The sequence below is a fragment of the Pseudomonas sp. ASL7 genome, assembly GCF_056680375.1.
Map to the genome: position 1 here is coordinate 3,317,363 of NZ_CM155279.1, position 17,638 is coordinate 3,335,000.

At 55.9% G+C, this 17,638-nt stretch carries 14 protein-coding genes, 2 rRNA genes and 1 pseudogene; 5 read left to right on the forward strand and 12 right to left on the reverse strand.

The window, feature by feature from the left end; genetic code table 11:
• Window positions 1-70: 70 nt before the first annotated feature.
• From flgE to AC1MDT_RS15290, 6 genes are all read right to left on the reverse strand, one after another.
• Complete coding sequence (flgE, locus tag AC1MDT_RS15265) at window positions 71-1,384, reverse strand: flagellar hook protein FlgE (protein ID WP_480417949.1); 1,314 nt, start codon at window positions 1,382-1,384, stop codon at window positions 71-73.
• A 31-nt stretch (window positions 1,385-1,415) separates the two neighbouring features.
• Window positions 1,416-2,144, reverse strand: a complete 729-nt coding sequence (gene flgD, locus AC1MDT_RS15270; protein ID WP_480417950.1) for a flagellar hook assembly protein FlgD — start codon at window positions 2,142-2,144, stop codon at window positions 1,416-1,418.
• A 16-nt stretch (window positions 2,145-2,160) separates the two neighbouring features.
• On the reverse strand, window positions 2,161-2,604 hold the full coding sequence (gene flgC, locus AC1MDT_RS15275) for a flagellar basal body rod protein FlgC (RefSeq protein ID WP_480417951.1): 444 nt from the start codon (window positions 2,602-2,604) through the stop codon (window positions 2,161-2,163).
• 3 nt (window positions 2,605-2,607) lie between these two features.
• Window positions 2,608-3,015 (reverse strand): flagellar basal body rod protein FlgB, encoded by a 408-nt coding sequence (gene flgB / locus AC1MDT_RS15280; protein WP_480417952.1) that lies wholly within the window; start codon window positions 3,013-3,015, stop codon window positions 2,608-2,610.
• Between the two features lie 366 nt (window positions 3,016-3,381).
• On the reverse strand, window positions 3,382-4,209 hold the full coding sequence (cheR, locus tag AC1MDT_RS15285; RefSeq protein ID WP_480417953.1) for a protein-glutamate O-methyltransferase CheR: 828 nt from the start codon (window positions 4,207-4,209) through the stop codon (window positions 3,382-3,384).
• Between the two features lie 46 nt (window positions 4,210-4,255).
• Window positions 4,256-5,188, reverse strand: coding sequence for a chemotaxis protein CheV (locus tag AC1MDT_RS15290; RefSeq protein WP_480417954.1), 933 nt, complete (start codon window positions 5,186-5,188; stop codon window positions 4,256-4,258).
• 82 nt (window positions 5,189-5,270) lie between these two features.
• Between AC1MDT_RS15290 and flgA the strand changes: the two genes are divergently transcribed.
• The 4 genes from flgA to AC1MDT_RS15310 all read left to right on the forward strand — a co-directional run bounded on the left by flgA (window position 5,271) and on the right by AC1MDT_RS15310 (window position 7,882).
• A complete protein-coding gene (flgA, locus tag AC1MDT_RS15295; protein ID WP_480417955.1) occupies window positions 5,271-6,032 on the forward strand; it encodes a flagellar basal body P-ring formation chaperone FlgA in 762 nt (253 codons plus the stop codon).
• Window positions 6,033-6,200: 168 nt separating this feature from the next.
• The gene (flgM, locus tag AC1MDT_RS15300) at window positions 6,201-6,527 is read left to right on the forward strand and encodes a flagellar biosynthesis anti-sigma factor FlgM (RefSeq protein WP_480417956.1); all 327 of its coding nucleotides are present in this window, start codon (window positions 6,201-6,203) and stop codon (window positions 6,525-6,527) included.
• A gap of 48 nt (window positions 6,528-6,575) precedes the next feature.
• Window positions 6,576-7,043, forward strand: a complete 468-nt coding sequence (locus AC1MDT_RS15305; RefSeq protein WP_480417958.1) for a flagella synthesis protein FlgN — start codon at window positions 6,576-6,578, stop codon at window positions 7,041-7,043.
• Between the two features lie 92 nt (window positions 7,044-7,135).
• A complete protein-coding gene (locus tag AC1MDT_RS15310) occupies window positions 7,136-7,882 on the forward strand; it encodes a flagellar brake protein (protein ID WP_480417959.1) in 747 nt (248 codons plus the stop codon).
• A 65-nt stretch (window positions 7,883-7,947) separates the two neighbouring features.
• Here AC1MDT_RS15310 and AC1MDT_RS15315 read toward each other — a convergent pair whose 3' ends face one another.
• The 4 genes from AC1MDT_RS15315 to AC1MDT_RS15330 all read right to left on the reverse strand — a co-directional run bounded on the left by AC1MDT_RS15315 (window position 7,948) and on the right by AC1MDT_RS15330 (window position 13,123).
• A complete protein-coding gene (locus AC1MDT_RS15315) occupies window positions 7,948-9,318 on the reverse strand; it encodes an MFS transporter (RefSeq protein WP_480417960.1) in 1,371 nt (456 codons plus the stop codon).
• A 70-nt stretch (window positions 9,319-9,388) separates the two neighbouring features.
• Entirely contained in the window at window positions 9,389-10,630 is a 1,242-nt protein-coding gene (locus AC1MDT_RS15320) for a glutamine synthetase family protein (protein WP_480422797.1), read from the reverse strand.
• Between the two features lie 199 nt (window positions 10,631-10,829).
• Complete coding sequence (locus AC1MDT_RS15325) at window positions 10,830-11,522, reverse strand: sensor histidine kinase (protein ID WP_480417961.1); 693 nt, start codon at window positions 11,520-11,522, stop codon at window positions 10,830-10,832.
• Entirely contained in the window at window positions 11,519-13,123 is a 1,605-nt protein-coding gene (locus AC1MDT_RS15330) for a response regulator (protein WP_480417962.1), read from the reverse strand. Before AC1MDT_RS15330 ends, AC1MDT_RS15325 begins: the two co-directional genes overlap by 4 nt.
• Window positions 13,124-13,392: 269 nt before the next feature.
• Between AC1MDT_RS15330 and AC1MDT_RS15335 the strand changes: the two are divergent.
• Window positions 13,393-13,680 (forward strand): annotated as a pseudogene (locus tag AC1MDT_RS15335) (chemotaxis protein CheB); the annotation flags it as partial.
• Between the two features lie 577 nt (window positions 13,681-14,257).
• Here AC1MDT_RS15335 and rrf read toward each other — a convergent pair.
• Window positions 14,258-14,373: ribosomal RNA gene (gene rrf, locus AC1MDT_RS15340) — 5S ribosomal RNA — on the reverse strand.
• A gap of 173 nt (window positions 14,374-14,546) precedes the next feature.
• A 23S ribosomal RNA gene (locus AC1MDT_RS15345) occupies window positions 14,547-17,438 on the reverse strand.
• Window positions 17,439-17,638 lie beyond the last annotated feature (200 nt).

The following is a 17,638-nucleotide window of genomic DNA, read 5'->3' on the forward strand; positions in this document are numbered from 1 at the left end:
CGCGAATCCCATCCACAAAAAAGCCCCTCTTTCGAGGGGCTCTTTGTGAAGCGTTATCTGCCAACCAGCATCAGGTCATCTGAATGAGGGTCTGCATGATCGTGCTCTGTGTCGAGATGGTCTTGGCATTGGCCTGATAGTTACCTTGTGCCTGGATCAAGTTGACCAGTTCGTTGGTCAGGTTGACGTTGGACTCTTCCAGGGAGTTGGAATCGATTGCACCCAGGGAGCCCGAACCCGGCGCGCCGTAAGCCGGGATACCCGAGGCATACGTTTCTTTCCAGTTGGTGCCACCTACAGCCTGCAGACCTTGCTCATTGTTGAAATTGGCCAGGGCAACCTGGCCGATGGCCTTGCTCTGGCTGTTGCTGAAGTTGGCGAACAACGTACCGGTGCTGTCGATGCTCAGGTTGGTAATCTGGCCAGTAGCGTAACCGTCCTGGGTCGGACTCGAACGAGCAGTATCCGCGTTGTACTGCGTGGTATTGGCCAGGGAGATGGTAACGCCAGCCGGGTTGGCGCTCGCACCATTAGCCGCCCAGACGCCATTGGTCACAGTCCCTGGCACCCAGTTAGACAACGTCAGGTTGCTGCTGATGACCCCCGGAGGGGTGCTGACTTGCACCAGTGAACCTGTGGAGCTGAAGGTGAGCGTAGACGCCGTTGGGGCGGTAACGGTTGGATCGCTGCCTGTAGCATCCGGATTGCGACCATCCACAAGGGTGTAGGTTTTCCAGGTATTGGCGCCAGTCTTCACCATGTACTCATCCATGGTGTGCTGGTTGCCCTGACTGTCGTAGATCGGGGTGCTGAATGACTGGGTGTAGGTCGCAGTATTGCTGGGGTCGAACTTGCCGGCCGGGACCGTGTCATCGATCACGGCAGCCGTCGAGTTCAGGTTGATTGTCGAGCCCACCAACGACGTGGGCTTCGGCGCCAGGTTCGAGGTGTCGATTTTCAAGTCGGTCAACACACCGTTGATGATCTTGCCATTGGCGTCCACACCGTAACCCTGCAGGCGGGATGTCTGATCGCTACTGGTGACGAAACCATTCTTGTCGACTTGAAACGCACCGGCACGCGTGTACGACATCGCACCGTTGTTGCTCAAAGTAAAGAAACCCGAGCCATTGATACCCATGTCCAACACGTTACCGGTGTTGTTGATGTTCCCTTGGGTGAACTGCTGGGAAACGGCGGCCAGCGTCACACCGCTACCGACGACTTGACTGCCGTTCCCCAGTTTGGTCGCCGAGTAGACATCTGCGAACTCGGCGCGCGAAGACTTGAAACCGGTAGTCGCGACGTTGGCGATGTTGTTACCAGTCACATCCAGTTGCTTGCTGGCTGCATAGAGACCGCTAAGGCCGATATTGAAAGACATATTCCACTCCTCTGTGCCGTGTTAGTCGGCTCTACATACCAATGGTTTGAACTTTGGATAGGCCGACTGGGCCCAGGCCTGCAAGATTGAGCGTCAATTCGCCGCCGGTTTGACTGATGGTCACACTATTGACTGTCGCCGGCAGGTAGGTCGTCAGGGCTGTCGCCGTGCCATTGATCGCAGCATTGGCATTGAAGGTATAAGTGCCCGCCGGAACCACGGCGCCACTACTGTCATTGCCATCCCACGTGAAGCTGGCGCTGCCCGCTGGCTGGTTGCCCAGACTGAGGGTTCTCACAACCGCTCCGCTTGCATCGGTAATAGTCACCGTGCCATCGGCGATGGACGATGGCACGCTTACCGTACCGGTCAACCCCTTCGTCGGGTCGCTGACCTGCGCGGTGCTGGTTTGCGTAATCACCGAGTGGCCAACCAGTGAAGACGCCTGCAAGGCCTGGGAAGAGCTGAAATTACTGGCCAAAGAGCTCACGGTCGTGTTGAGCGAAGTGATCCCCTCAAGACTGCTGAACTGCGCCAACTGTGCCACAAACGCGCTGTTGTCCTGCGGTGAAAGCGGGTCCTGGTTCTTCAGCTGGGTCACCAGCAATTGCAGAAACGCGTCCTTGCCCAGCGTCTGGCCGCCAGTCACGCTACTGGTTGCATCGGCAATGCCATTGGTAGCCGAAGGACTCGCCGTGACCGAAGAGTTCGCCAGGATGTCGTTCATGCTCAGGCTGTTGCTGGTATTGGTAACACTCATGGAAAGTCGCCCCTTATCACTGACCGAGGGTCAGGACCTTCTGCATCATGGTTTTGGCGGTGTTCATCATGTCCGCGTTGGTCTGGAACGAACGACTGGCGGAAATCATGTCAGCCATTTCCTCCACCACATTGACGTTGGGGTAATAGACGTAGCCCTTGGCGTCAGCCGCCGGATGATTCGGCTCGTAGCGTGCTTCGAGGTTGCTTTGATCTTCGACCACACCGAGTACCTGCACGCCCTGACCCGCAGCATCCTGGTTCTGGAACAGCGAACCGCTGCCACTGGACTGGCCACCCTGGAACATGGTGGCGAATACCGGGTGGCGAGCACGGTAGGTCTGATCGATGCTCGAAGAGACGGTTTCGGCGTTGGCGATGTTACTGGCGACGGTGTTCAAGCGAGTGGTCTGCGCACTCATGCCGCTACCGGCAATGTTGAAAACACTGGATAGAGACATGGCTTACTCTCCGCGCAGGGCTGACACCAGCCCTTTGAATTTGCTGTTGAGCAGGGTGAAGCTGGCCTGGAAGTTGACCGCGTTTTCCGCGTAGTTCGACTGTTCCAGCTGGGCGTCCACGGTGTTCTGGTCAATCGACGGTTGCATCGGCGTGCGATACAGCAGCGATTCGTCGCCATTGCCCAGGCCTTCGGCTTCGATATGACGGCTGTTAGTCATGTTCAAGGCGAAAGTGCCGTTGTTGGTTTTTTCGTTTTGCTCGGCGAGCACTTTCGAAAAGTCCAGATCCCGAGCCTTGTAGTTCGGGGTGTCGGCGTTGGCAATGTTGTTGGCCAGGACTTCAGCACGCTTGGAGCGAAAGCCCAGGGCTTGTTCGTGGATACCGAGCGCATTGTCGAAGCTGATGCTCATGTCGGGAAACCTTCGGGTGACCTGATTTTTCGTACGATGAACTTAGCAAGCGTCGTGCCAATTAAAAAAAGCCCGTAATCCGGGGCTTTGCGGGCAGGGGCGAGGTGGCAATGCCAGAAAAGCGGCAAACGGTTTCCGCTGGCTGCCGCTTTTCTGCCGCTTATCCCAGCCGAGAGCCCCCTATGACCCTGTGGGAGCGAGCTTGCTCGCGATGGCGTCGCGTCAGTCAACATCTTCGTCGCCTGTCACTCCGCTATCGCGAGCAAGCTCGCTCCCACAGGGGATGGAGGTGGTGTCCGGAAATTCTGCAGGCATAAAAAAACGGGAGCCCGTGAGGACTCCCGTTTTTTGTGTACCGCCGATGAATCACTTTGCCTGGTAAATAATCCCCGGGCTGCACTGGACCATCTGGTAATGATCCGGCAAACCGTTCAGCGCTTCGGAAGCGCCGAGGAACAGATAACCACCGGGCTTCAACGTGCTGTGGATGCGCAACAGGATGTCCTTCTTCACCTCGGCAGAGAAGTAGATCAACACGTTGCGGCAGAACACGATGTCGAATTTGCCGAGGCTCGCGTAGCTGTCCAGCAGGTTGAACGAACGAAACTCCACCCGGCTTTTGATCGGCGCCTTGATTGCCCAACGCCCCGGCCCTTTCGGGTCGAAATAACGTTGAAGACGCTCGGGCGACAAGCCACGACCGATCGCCAGGCTGTCGTACTCACCCGACTTGCAGTTGGTCAGCATGGTACCCGACAGGTCAGTGGCAACGATCTGCACTCCCATCTTCAACTGCCCCATGTTGACCCGCTCGAACTCATCGATGGACATCGACAGCGAATACGGTTCCTGACCCGACGAGCACGCCGCCGACCAAATGCGCAGACGCTGGCCGGGAGCGGCTTTGATCGCTTCAGGCAACACCTTGTTCTTCAAGACCTCGAACGGATAGGTGTCACGAAACCACAGGGTTTCGTTAGTGGTCATGGCATCCACCACCATCTCGCGCAAACCGCTGCGTGGCTGGGTCTGCATGCGCTGGACCAGCTCACCCAGGGACTTGATGCCCTGCTGTTCCATCAGTTTGTTGAGACGGCTCGAGACCAGGTACTGCTTATTTTCACCGAGCAAAATGCCACAGGCTTTTTCCAGGAATACCCGGAACTGTTCGAAATCCAAATTACCCGTAGACAATGATGCCGCCTCTTAAATCGTTTTGATCACCAGGGGCAGAAGGCCCCTAGCTGATGTCTGCTGCTTTGATCCGGTCGACTACCCGGGATGCCAGGTCATCAGGACGGAATTTGGCAAGGAAGTCATCGGCACCGACTTTCTTGACCATCGCCTGATTGAATACGCCCGACAATGAAGTATGCAGGATGATATGAAGCTTTTGCATGCGAGGGTCGTTGCGGATCTCGGCCGTCAGGGTATATCCGTCCATCTCCGGCATCTCAATGTCGGAAATCATCATCAGAAACTCTTCTTCCGGCTTCTTGCCTTCGTCGACCAGTTTGCGCAGGTAATTCAGCGCTTGCTTGCCGTCGTTCAACGCCACCACTTCGACACCGACCGTCTGCAGGCATCGGGTGACTTGCTTGCGCGCCACCGACGAGTCATCGACCGTCAGAACTTTCAAGGACAGCGCCTTGTGCTGGGTTTCGACATCCACCACGCCGACCGAAATCGCTTCCGGTGTCGGCGCCACTTCCGCCAACACCTTCTCGACGTCGATGATTTCGACCAACTGATTGTCAACCCGAGTCACAGCCGTGAGGTAATGATCGCGTCCCGTGCCCTTGGGTGGCGGATGAATCTCCTCCCAGTTCATGTTGACGATACGCTCCACCGACCGCACCAGGAAACCCTGGGTCTTGGTGTTGTACTCCGTGATGATCACGAAGGGATTGCTTTGGTCTTTCAGCGCACCGGACCCGGTGGCCATCGCCAGATCAAGGATCGGAATGGTCGCCCCCCGAATATTCGCCACACCGCACACGACAGGACTGGACTTGGGCATCAGGGTCAGCTTGGGGCATTGCAGCACCTCACGAACCTTGAACACGTTGATCCCATAGAGCTGCTGGCCGTCGAGACGGAACAACAACAGCTCCAGGCGATTCTGCCCCACCAATTGCGTGCGCTGGTTTACCGCATCCATTACACCAGCCATGCACAGACTCCTACACCAACGCTTAAGTGTGTTGCGACGCACCTTTATCACTAAACGGCACGGCGCTTGCTTTTTAACTCTTATGAACACAGAACCGACATTTTCCCGACGCCTGACATCAACCTTCCGCAAATTACTTTGCGCGATGTCGGCCGCTTGCCTGTTCAGCGCTGGCAGCCCCGCCCTTGCTGACGCAGTTACCTTGCCTGACATGCTTATCGGCGTCACCCAAGGCTTTCTTGAGTTCACCGTAGAGGACTATCTGGCGACCAGTCAAACAGAAGGTCGCTATGAAATCGAGGTCAACCAAATCGACCCGCGACTGCGCATGCCCATGTGCGACAAGGAATTGACAGCCTCACTCGAGAGTCCGGCCAAGCCGCTGGGGCGGGTAACGGTCAAGGTTCGCTGCGAGGGCGCATCCCCCTGGACCGTCTTCGTGCCCGCTCAAGTACGCCTGTTTCGCAACATTGTGACCACCACCCGCGCCCTGCGCCGCGCCGGCATTATCGAACCTCAAGATGTCACCCTGCGCGAGCGCGACATCAGCCTGATCAACCAGGGCTACCTGACGTCGGTTGAGGAAGCGATCGGACAAAAACTGACCCGACCAATGGTCACCGACCAGGTCATTACTCTGGTGCACCTGGAACAGGCGGAGGTGATTACCAAGGGGGATCAGGTGGTGATTACCGCCCGCAGTGGTACGCTCAGTGTACGCATGCCGGGCGAGGCGTTGTCCAACGGCGGCTTGCGCGAACAGATCCGGGTAAAAAACCTCAACTCAGAGCGAGTCATCAAGGCGCAAGTCACTGCGCCAGGCCAAGTGGAAGTGGCCATGTAGGGCACTCTGCTTGCGAAATTATGGCGCGACGCCCGACTGTTCCCTAAACTGTGCCCCATGCAAGGCAAGCGCTGACGCGCGCAAGCTCATTGATAAAGTGAGTCTAAAGTTTTTCCGGGTATGGCCGAAAACATGGCAAGCGTCCAAATACCCAGAGGTTTTTTTATCATGGTCATCGATTTCAGCCGGTTGAACAGCTCCTCGTCACTTACCGGTGGTACACGTACCAGCGCCGCGAAGGAAACCGCCGAAGCCGGCAAATCCGCGCCGCTGAATACCCCGGCCGAACAGGCCAGTACCGTCAAAAGCGGGGAATCGGTACATTTCAGCGATGAGGCTCAACAGTTGCAGAAGGTCACTGACAAGCTGCGCGATCAGCCTGCCGTCGACAACGCCCGCGTGGCAGAGTTGAAAGCAGCGATTGCAGATGGCAGCTACAAAGTCGACAGCAACCGTGTAGCCAGCAAACTGCTCAACTTCGAAGCCCAGCGCTAGGCCAAGGCCGGCGCCAGGCTTTTGGACGCTTAAACCCCAAGGCCCGCCATGCACGACACTAATTTACTGCAACTGATCACCGACGACTTTGCTCCATTGCAACAATTGATGGAGTTATTGCAGACCGAGTCCCTCGCGCTGCATGGTCGGGAGATGCAACTGCTTGAAGAAATTCTGGCGCAGAAACAGGCATTGATCATCTTGCTTGAACAGCATGGCCGCAAGCGCAGTGAAATTCTCGCCAGCCTTAATTTGCCCACCAACCGCGATGGATTGGAGCAACTCGCCAGCCAATCGAGCATCGGTGACCAGCTACTGGAACAGAGTGACGCGCTGGTGCAGATGTTGGCCCAGTGCCAAGCCATCAACGTTAATAATGGCCAGTCGATCCAGGTGCAGCAGGCCTCCACCGCCAATCAGCTGAAAATCCTCACCGGTGGCGAACCACCAGCGCTTTACGATGCCCGCGGATCAACCTCCAAGCTGGCAATGCCACGCCCGCTCAGTCAGGCTTGAGTCTGTCGATGAGCTTGCCCTATCAAGACGCGCCACATGCTGGCAATATTATGGCCAGCCGCAGTCATATTTTGTCTGGAGATTGATGAACCGTGTCCAATGCCTTAACCGCGGAAGATGCTCCGCAGCCACCCAAGGTGCTCTCGACGCCATTGGAGATCGCTGGCAACCTGCGGCAGCTGCAAGAAAGCCATGACCCGCTGATCATCACGTTCCACGAGCGCAACCAGCGCTTCCAGACCTATCTGGTGGACGTCGATCGTGAGCAAAAAATGATTGCCTTTGATGAGATGGTGCCCCGCGATGGCGAGCGCTATCTGCTGGCCGGCGAATCGTTTCGGATCGAAGGGTTTCACGAAGGTGTGCGCATTGCCTGGGAAAGCAACGGGCCACTGACCATCGACGAATCCGATAATGACCGCTGCTATCGTGGCCCTCTGCCCGACGAGGTTGTCTACCATCAGCGCCGCAATGCCTTCCGGGCTGCATTGAAGCTGGCACAACTGGTGGATGTCGAACTCGCGGGTGAAAAACTCAAAACGTCAATCAGCGGCAAGTTGTTGGACATTTCCGCCACCGGTTGCAAGTTGCGCTTCGAAGGCGACATCACTGGCAGCCTGCAACTGGGCCAGGTCTATGATCGCTTCATGGCTGCCCTGCCCTTTGGCAAAATGACCGCGCCGGTCGAACTGCGTTACCTGCACTTCGAAGAAAAAATCTCCACCACGTTTGCCGGCATACGCTTTCACAACATGAGCGGGCTGGTACAGCGTCAGGTCGAGCGTTTCGTCTATCAGCTTCAGCGTGAAGCGCGGCGCTTCGACAAAGACGACATGTAACACGACCCATCAATAAAAAACGGGCAGTCCCTTACGGTGACTGCCCGTTTTTTTATGCCTTGGCTTTATGGCCTGGCCTCGGTAAAGCTTTGCTCGCGCCCGGTATCAGGGTCTTCGGGAGACGGGCCGGTTTCGGTTTCGGTTTCGGGCGCAGGCTTTGGCTCTGGACTGATCGGGCTCTGCATCTGATCCTGCACCACCTGCTCGTCGACACGGGGGTCAAGGCAAGCCACCAGCGGTGAACTCGACATACTGTCCGGCATGGCCACGTGATGCAGCGGCGCATCGTCGACCTGATGCAGATTGGTGACCGCTTTCGGACGGATCCGCCACACCAGCACCAACGCGAAGAAACTGAAGAAGGCATAAAGCATGTGGCTGCCGAACAGCTTCATCAGCACCCCGGCCACCAACGGCCCGATACTGGCGCCGACACCGTAGGTCACCAGCAACATCGCCGTGAGGGACACGCGACGATCGCCTTCGACGTGATCATTGGAGAAGGCCACCGCCAGCGGGTACAGGCAGAACATGACCAGCGAACAAACGAACCCGGCGATGAACAATATCTCCAGTGGCACTTGTTGCATGATTGCCAGCGGCAACGCAGCCACGGCCAGGACTATCGCCACACAGCGGATCAACAACGCCCGGTCATAACGGTCGGACAGCCAGCCCAATGGCCACTGCACCATCAGCCCGGCGAAAACGCAGCTACCCATGAACAAACCGACCTGCTCCGTGGATAACCCTTGCTGAGAGGCATAAAGCGGCGCCAGACCGTAAAAAGAACCAATGATCAGCCCCGCCCCCAGCACCGTGCTCAACGACTGCGGCACGCGACTGATGAAAAATCGAGGCTCCATTGGTGCAGGATGCAGCGGTGCAGGGTGAATCCGGCGAGTCAGGGCCACTGGCACCAGGCACAGTGCGAAGCACAACGCGACCAGCATCAACAGTTCCAGGCCCAGCGCCGGGTGCATGACCAAAATCAGCTGGCCCAGCACCAGCCCCAGGTACGAGGCGATCATGTAGCCGCTGAACACCGCCCCGCGCTGCGAGGCTTCCGCCTGCTCATTGAGCCAGCTTTCGATGACCATGTACTGGCACATCATGCCGAGGCCGACGATGACCCGCAGGAATATCCAGGCAGGCAGCCAGTCGATCAGACCGTGGCCGAGCACCGCCGCACCGACAATCCCGGCGCAGGCTGAGTAGGCTCGAATATGCCCGACCCGGGCAATCAGACGGTGACCGATCTTGCCGCCCAGGACGAGGCCAAAATAGTTGGCCGCCATCAACGCACCCACCCACAGGCTGTCGACGTGATCAGCCGCCAGGCGCAAGCCCAGGTAAGTACTCAACAAGCCCGAGCCGATCAACATCATCAGCGAGGCAAAATAAAGCGCTCGAAAAGGTTTCCAGATTTGGCGCATCGGCGTTCCGAGCGGCTCCTTGCAGTGAGAAACAGGCTATCGGCAAAGATAGCTCGAAGACGACGTGTCGTCAGGCCTGGGCTGCTAAAACACGACGTTCCCAGGGAGTAATTTCATCTAAGAAGCTGGTCAACTCCATGGTCTTCGAAGCAATGTAACCTTCGATGAACTCCTTGCCGAACAGTTCCTTCGCCAATTGACTACGTTTCAGACGCTCAAGAGCGGCATGCAAGGTACACGGCAATGAAAGATTATCCGGCACTTCGATTTCACCCTGGATCGGATCGCTCGGTTCCAACTCATTCTGGATGCCATACAACCCGGCGGCCAGGCTCGCGGCTATGGCCAGATACGGGTTGGCATCAGCGCCCGGCAGACGGTTCTCGACCCGACGAGCGACCGGTGAACTGGCCGGAATGCGCAGACCGGCGGCACGATTATCGTGGGACCAACAGGCATTATTCGGTGAAGCGAACGGATGGCACAATCGTTGGTAGGAGTTCACGTTCGGCGCGAACAGAGCAGTGAAGTCCGCCATACCCGCCTGCTGACCACCGATGAAATGACGGAATGTCGCGGTCGGCTGACCGTCCTGATCACTGAACACGTTACGTCCGGTGCCGATCTCGACAATGCTCTGGTGAATATGCATGGAGCTGCCCGGCGTATGTGCCAGCGGTTTGGCCATGCAAACCACGGTCAGACCGTGCTTGAGCGCGACTTCTTTGAGTAGATGTTTAAACAGGAATGTCTGGTCGGCCAGCAGCAACGGATCGCCGTGCAACAGGTTGATCTCGAATTGGCTGACGCCCATTTCGTGCATGAAGGTATCGCGAGGCAGGCCCAGGGTGGCCATGCATGCGTAGACTTCACTGAAGAACGGCCGCAAGCCGTTGTTGGAACTGACACTGAACGCCGAATGACCCTCCTCACGACGACCGTCCAGGCCTACCGGCGGCAGAAACGGTTGAGTCGGGTCGGAATTGGGCGCAAAGATAAAAAATTCCAGCTCGGTCGCCACCACGGGTGCCAAACCGAGGGTAGCGTAACGAGCGATTACGGCCTTGAGTTGACCCCGGGTCGAGAGGCTAGAGCTTTCGCCGGTCAGCTCATCCGCATCGCAAATGGCGAACGCCCGTGGCTCCTTGCTCCACGGCAGGCGATGAATGTGCGCAGGATCGGGGACCAGCGCCAGGTCGCCATCATCACTGCCGTAAAAGCGCGCCGGCGGATACCCGCCCATGATGCATTGCAGCAGCACACCCCGCGCCATCTGCAAACGCCGCCCCTCGAGGAAACCCTCGGCGGTCATGACCTTGCCCCTGGGTACGCCATTCAAATCCGGCGTGACACATTCAACCTCATCAATGCCTGTCAATCGCTGAGCGAGTGAACCCTGGCCGTCGGTTTTCATGACGCAATCCTTGTTGCTGTACGAGCCGCGAACGGCGACCCGTACAAAATAGGCTTCGGCTGTTCAGAATTTCAAGCACCGCCTCACAAAAAGAACGTCAGGGCAGGTAAAGACTGAACACCCCACCGCCCAACGGGCCGCCATTGCTGATTTCGGTGCGGCCGCCCACGCCATTGCGCTGATGCAGCGCTGCAATACGTCCGGCGAAGTACAAGCCCAGACCCGTGCTGCCCGTGCTGTGGTTAATGCCCTGCATGTAATCGGCCTGACGCTCAATCATCTCGGGTGAGTAACCATCGCCATCGTCGTTGATGGTCAACACCAGCTGCCCGGCCTCATCACTGACGGTAATCAGTAGCGCGTGACGAGCATAACGAATAGCGTTATTGATGCTGTTGGCCAGCACCGATGCGACCAGCTCCCGGTCGAAGAACCCCAGTGGACTCAACGGGTCGACTTCATAGGTCGCGATAATTCCGCGGCTGGCGAATACTTCTTGATGAGCGGCCAGTTGCGCCTCGATGAAATCATCCAGTTCATGGTAGGCCGGCTGCAACGGCATCTGGTTGACGCCCAGTTTGTACAGCCCCAATAGCTGCACCAGCATGCCATTGAGATGAGCGAACTCGTATTCGATGACGCCCTGCTCCGGGCTGTGCTGCCCGGCGTCGGGCAAGCGTGCCAGCCAATCGCTATGAGCCTGTATCAACAGGGCGAGCGAGTTCTTCATGTCGTGCACGGTGGAGGCAATCACCGTTGAAAAATCCAATACCGGGTAGTCTTGGCTCATTCACCGAACGCCTTGATTTTCAGTTTCTGATAGCGCGGATAACGCGCGTCGGTGTCGGGCATCATGCCAACTTGTTTCAGGCAGGCCCGACATTCATCCATTTCAGCTGAAGGCACGCTGGTGTCAGCGCCATGGAGCAGCGACTGCGCCATGTTCAGCGCGATACTGATGTTTTTCGGCTGCAGGGCCAGGGCTTTGCGAAATACCGCCCGGGCCTCCACCAGGTTGCCGGACTTGTAAACCCGTACGCCCTGTCGATTGAGTTCGGCGGCCATGTTGCTGGAATTGAGAATCGCCGGGTCATCGGTCAATTTGGCAATCCCCTGCATCACCACAGGATCGTCACCATAAATTTCCGCGCAGTTTTTCAACATCGATGCGCCTGCGCTCGCCTGGCCAAGCATTTGCAACTGTTTGGCCACCAGTAATGCTGCTTCAGCGCTCATGAACTGCTCCATGCCATCGAGACGCATCATTGCCTGTTCGGTGAGTTTCTCCGCCGTTTCAGCGTCGTTGAGTAACAGACTGGTGGCCTTCATCAGCCGCGCACGAATCTGCAAGCCAGGATCGCTGGGATTCTCCTTGGCCACCAAACTGAGGGTTGTGTTGATTTCCAGTCGGGTCCGGGTATCCAGTCCTTTCTCGCTGCCTTTACTGATCAAGGCATGGGCCAGGCCCAGATTGCTTTCCGCATCCTTGAAACGAGACTGCGCCCCCTGCGACACGGCCTGACGAAAAGCCTTGGAGGCGGTGTCGAAATCTTCGTTGGTCATCGCCAGTTTGCCCAACAGCGCTTGCCTGCGTACCGCCAGGGGGGACAGGCGAATCGCCTCTTCCAAGACTTTCTGAGCTGCCTTGGTGTCGCCTTCGGCCATCAGCACTTCGGCCATGCCGTCGTACAGCGCTGGCATCATCGGAAACACTTTCAGGGCTTTTTCGTAGATGGCTTTGGCCTGGCTGATCTGGCCGCGCTTGATCAGCAACTGACCCAATCCGGCAAACGCCCATGGCAAAGGGCGATCAGCAATAATGCTGTCGTAGAGACGCTCCAGTGCTTCATTCTGATTCATGTCCCGCAACGCGTCCGCGCGGTAACGCAGGCAGAGCGGCGAATAACGAATGTCCTTCTTGCACAGTTCGATACAGGCGTTGAGCACTTCAAGCGGCTTGCCACGATCGAGGGCTTGCAGGATTGGCTTGAGCAAATTCTTGCGTTGCTCCAACCGTTCAAGGCGTTGGGCCAGCCCGGAACGGTTGAAGGGTTTTGTCAGGTAGGCATCGGGTTCATGCTCCAGGGCACTGAGCACCATGGCCTGGCTGGTCTCGGCTGTGACCATGACGAACACAGCCTCATGGCTGATCAGCTTCTCAATCATCAGGTCTTCAAGCACCTGCTGACCGTTCTTCTTGCCGTCGCCCAGATGGAAATCCTGCAGGATAAAGTCGTAGGCCTTCTGCGAGCACATTCGCAGCGCCTGTTCGCCTGTATCGGCAGTGTCGACGTCCTTGACGCCCAGTTCCCGCAGCATGGACCTGACGGAACTGCGGAAATCCGAGAAATCATCGACGATCAGAAAACGCTTTTGGTGGTACGACAGCATCGAAGATTTCCAGGCAATTTAAGTAGAAGACCATGACCGTTCGGGTTATCGGCCAGGAGTGCCGTTCCCTTGAGAACTCCTGTTGATCGAGTGCACTCTAAATATTTGAAGGTGTTATTGAAAAACGGGATTGTTCAGTTTTTTTGAACCGCAATTTCGGTATCCGCTTGATCTTGATACGCCCCTTGTCACCGGTAAAAGGCAGAAGAAAGCTCCCCCCCAAGCACTCGGCTGAAACGTCCGAGCGAAAGGTCCCGACTCCCAGCACTCTGGATTTTCCAGTGGTAGGGATTGGCGCGTCGGCGGGCGGCTTGCAAGCCATCAAATTGTTTTTCGAGAACATGTCTCACGACAACGGCACGGCGTTCGTGGTCATTCTTCACCTGTCGCCCGATCACCAAAGCATCGCTGACAAAATCATCCAGGAATCGACCCGGATGCCGGTTCTGCAGGTGACCGAAACGGTGCCCATCGAGAAAAACCATGTCTACGTCATCTCACCGGCTCACCAGCTGGCGATGAATGATGGTTTTCTCGAGGTCCGCAGCGACGACCCACATCAGGCGTCTTCGGATCGGAGCTTCAATCGCTCACGCGCGGTCATCTCCATCCGTCGCAACGCCAGTGTCGGCTCATGGACAATCACAGCCCCGAGCGTTAACCGTGCCCGGTGCGGTGCGACAAACGCTTGAGTGTCCGCTACCAGCTCCCTCGCCCGCTGGATCCCCCACTTCAGTGCGGCGCAGTAATACTCGCCAGAGCTTCTGTCGTGAGACTCCTCGCACATCGCCCAGCCACTCTCGGTATATAGGCCAATAAACACCTGAGAGACGCCCTCGTGATTGATCTGCACCTGCACTTCGACTTGCACCCCATTGCTGAGTATTTCTTCATGGGTGTGAAGAGGTAAACGGGTATTGGTCCATAACCAGAACTTTGCGCCTCTGCGTCGCATCGCTTAGCCCCCTGAGTCATGTCAGGGGTAAGGGACAGCACCGGCAGACTTTCCATGTAGATCGTCGGGTTGATCGGACAAAAGCCTGCGCCCAAGCCAACGCCCTGGTGCCGCCCCACTTTCCTGCGGGCAAAACAAAACCCCTACCTGCATACGCAGATAGGGGTTTCGGAATTTAATCTTGACGATGACCTACTCTCACATGGGGAAACCCCACACTACCATCGGCGATGCATCGTTTCACTGCTGAGTTCGGGATGGGATCAGGTGGTTCCAATGCTCTATGGTCGTCAAGAAATTCGGTAGCCAGGTCGTTCACCTTTCGGTTTACGCTCCAGCGAATGGGTAGGTGATAGAGCTTGGTGCTTTGTGAGCAGCTCGAACTTTCGGTTCGTTTCGTCTTCACACACCGCAATCTGGTGCTCTTTCGCTTTTCAGCTCGAAGCCTGCAAATTGCTTGGGTGTTATATGGTCAAGCCTCACGGGCAATTAGTATTGGTTAGCTCAACGCCTCACAGCGCTTACACACCCAACCTATCAACGTCGTAGTCTTCGACGGCCCTTCAGGGGACTCAAGGTCCCAGTGAGATCTCATCTTGAGGCTAGTTTCCCGCTTAGATGCTTTCAGCGGTTATCTATTCCGAACATAGCTACCCGGCAATGCCACTGGCGTGACAACCGGAACACCAGAGGTTCGTCCACTCCGGTCCTCTCGTACTAGGAGCAGCCCCTCTCAAATCTCAAACGTCCACGGCAGATAGGGACCGAACTGTCTCACGACGTTCTAAACCCAGCTCGCGTACCACTTTAAATGGCGAACAGCCATACCCTTGGGACCGGCTTCAGCCCCAGGATGTGATGAGCCGACATCGAGGTGCCAAACACCGCCGTCGATATGAACTCTTGGGCGGTATCAGCCTGTTATCCCCGGAGTACCTTTTATCCGTTGAGCGATGGCCCTTCCATACAGAACCACCGGATCACTAAGACCTACTTTCGTACCTGCTCGACGTGTCTGTCTCGCAGTCAAGCGCGCTTTTGCCTTTATACTCTACGACCGATTTCCGACCGGTCTGAGCGCACCTTCGTACTCCTCCGTTACTCTTTAGGAGGAGACCGCCCCAGTCAAACTACCCACCATACACTGTCCTCGATCCGGATAACGGACCTGAGTTAGAACCTCAAAGTTGCCAGGGTGGTATTTCAAGGTTGGCTCCACGCGAACTGGCGTCCACGCTTCAAAGCCTCCCACCTATCCTACACAAGCAAATTCAAAGTCCAGTGCAAAGCTATAGTAAAGGTTCACGGGGTCTTTCCGTCTAGCCGCGGATACACTGCATCTTCACAGCGATTTCAATTTCACTGAGTCTCGGGTGGAGACAGCGCCGCCATCGTTACGCCATTCGTGCAGGTCGGAACTTACCCGACAAGGAATTTCGCTACCTTAGGACCGTTATAGTTACGGCCGCCGTTTACCGGGGCTTCGATCAAGAGCTTCGCGTTAGCTAACCCCATCAATTAACCTTCCGGCACCGGGCAGGCGTCACACCCTATACGTCCACTTTCGTGTTTGCAGAGTGCTGTGTTTTTAATAAACAGTCGCAGCGGCCTGGTATCTTCGACCGGCATGGGCTTACGCAGTAAATGCTTCACCCTCACCGGCGCACCTTCTCCCGAAGTTACGGTGCCATTTTGCCTAGTTCCTTCACCCGAGTTCTCTCAAGCGCCTTGGTATTCTCTACCCAACCACCTGTGTCGGTTTGGGGTACGGTTCCTGGTTACCTGAAGCTTAGAAGCTTTTCTTGGAAGCATGGCATCAACCACTTCGTGTACCAAAGGCACACTCGTCATCAGCTCTCGGCCTTAGAATCCCGGATTTACCTAAGATTCCAGCCTACCACCTTAAACTTGGACAACCAACGCCAAGCTGGCCTAGCCTTCTCCGTCCCTCCATCGCAATAACCAGAAGTACAGGAATATTAACCTGTTTTCCATCGACTACGCTTTTCAGCCTCGCCTTAGGGACCGACTAACCCTGCGTCGATTAACGTTGCGCAGGAAACCTTGGTCTTTCGGCGTGGGTGTTTTTCACACCCATTGTCGTTACTCATGTCAGCATTCGCACTTCTGATACCTCCAGCAAGCTTCTCAACTCACCTTCACAGGCTTACAGAACGCTCCTCTACCGCATCACCTAAGTGATACCCGTAGCTTCGGTGTATGGTTTGAGCCCCGTTACATCTTCCGCGCAGGCCGACTCGACTAGTGAGCTATTACGCTTTCTTTAAAGGGTGGCTGCTTCTAAGCCAACCTCCTAGCTGTCTAAGCCTTCCCACATCGTTTCCCACTTAACCATAACTTTGGGACCTTAGCTGACGGTCTGGGTTGTTTCCCTTTTCACGACGGACGTTAGCACCCGCCGTGTGTCTCCCATGCTCGGCACTTGTAGGTATTCGGAGTTTGCATCGGTTTGGTAAGTCGGGATGACCCCCTAGCCGAAACAGTGCTCTACCCCCTACAGTGATACATGAGGCGCTACCTAAATAGCTTTCGAGGAGAACCAGCTATCTCCGAGCTTGATTAGCCTTTCACTCCGATCCACAGGTCATCCGCTAACTTTTCAACGGTAGTCGGTTCGGTCCTCCAGTTAGTGTTACCCAACCTTCAACCTGCCCATGGATAGATCGCCCGGTTTCGGGTCTATTCCCAGCGACTAGACGCCCTATTAAGACTCGCTTTCGCTACGCCTCCCCTATTCGGTTAAGCTCGCCACTGAAAATAAGTCGCTGACCCATTATACAAAAGGTACGCAGTCACCCAACAAAGTGGGCTCCCACTGCTTGTACGCATACGGTTTCAGGATCTATTTCACTCCCCTCTCCGGGGTTCTTTTCGCCTTTCCCTCACGGTACTAGTTCACTATCGGTCAGTCAGTAGTATTTAGCCTTGGAGGATGGTCCCCCCATATTCAGACAAAGTTTCTCGTGCTCCGTCCTACTCGATTTCATGACTAAGAGATTTTCGCGTACAGGGCTATCACCCACTATGGCCGCACTTTCCAGAGCGTTCCGCTAATCTCAAAGCCACTTAAGGGCTAGTCCCCGTTCGCTCGCCACTACTAAGGGAATCTCGGTTGATTTCTTTTCCTCAGGGTACTTAGATGTTTCAGTTCCCCTGGTTCGCCTCTTAAGCCTATGTATTCAGCTTAAGATAACCATCTTATGATGGCTGGGTTCCCCCATTCAGACATCTCCGGATCAAAGTCTGTTTGCCGACTCCCCGAAGCTTTTCGCAGGCTACCACGTCTTTCATCGCCTCTGACTGCCAAGGCATCCACCGTATGCGCTTCTTCACTTGACCATATAACCCCAAGCAATCTGGTTATACTGTGAAGACGACATTCGCCGAAAATTCGATTCTTGCTCATAAAGAGCATCTCACAAATTTTACCTTAGCCTGATCCGTTACCAGTGAAAGTAACGTCCAGTCTATCTTTCTATCACATACCCAAATTTTTAAAGAACGATCTAATCTTAAAGATCAGAAATCAACATTCACCA

Coding starts and splice junctions, on each gene's coding strand:
- flgE (WP_480417949.1), bottom strand. CDS start 1,384: ATGTCTTTCAATATCGGCCTTAGCGGTCTCTATGCAGCCAGCAAGCAA.
- flgD (WP_480417950.1), bottom strand. CDS start 2,144: ATGAGTGTTACCAATACCAGCAACAGCCTGAGCATGAACGACATCCTG.
- flgC (WP_480417951.1), bottom strand. CDS start 2,604: ATGTCTCTATCCAGTGTTTTCAACATTGCCGGTAGCGGCATGAGTGCG.
- flgB (WP_480417952.1), bottom strand. CDS start 3,015: ATGAGCATCAGCTTCGACAATGCGCTCGGTATCCACGAACAAGCCCTG.
- AC1MDT_RS15290 (WP_480417954.1), bottom strand. CDS start 5,188: ATGGCTGGTGTAATGGATGCGGTAAACCAGCGCACGCAATTGGTGGGG.
- flgA (WP_480417955.1), top strand. CDS start 5,271: ATGAACACAGAACCGACATTTTCCCGACGCCTGACATCAACCTTCCGC.
- flgM (WP_480417956.1), top strand. CDS start 6,201: ATGGTCATCGATTTCAGCCGGTTGAACAGCTCCTCGTCACTTACCGGT.
- AC1MDT_RS15305 (WP_480417958.1), top strand. CDS start 6,576: ATGCACGACACTAATTTACTGCAACTGATCACCGACGACTTTGCTCCA.
- AC1MDT_RS15315 (WP_480417960.1), bottom strand. CDS start 9,318: ATGCGCCAAATCTGGAAACCTTTTCGAGCGCTTTATTTTGCCTCGCTG.
- AC1MDT_RS15320 (WP_480422797.1), bottom strand. CDS start 10,630: ATGACCGCCGAGGGTTTCCTCGAGGGGCGGCGTTTGCAGATGGCGCGG.
- AC1MDT_RS15325 (WP_480417961.1), bottom strand. CDS start 11,522: ATGAGCCAAGACTACCCGGTATTGGATTTTTCAACGGTGATTGCCTCC.
- AC1MDT_RS15330 (WP_480417962.1), bottom strand. CDS start 13,123: ATGCTGTCGTACCACCAAAAGCGTTTTCTGATCGTCGATGATTTCTCG.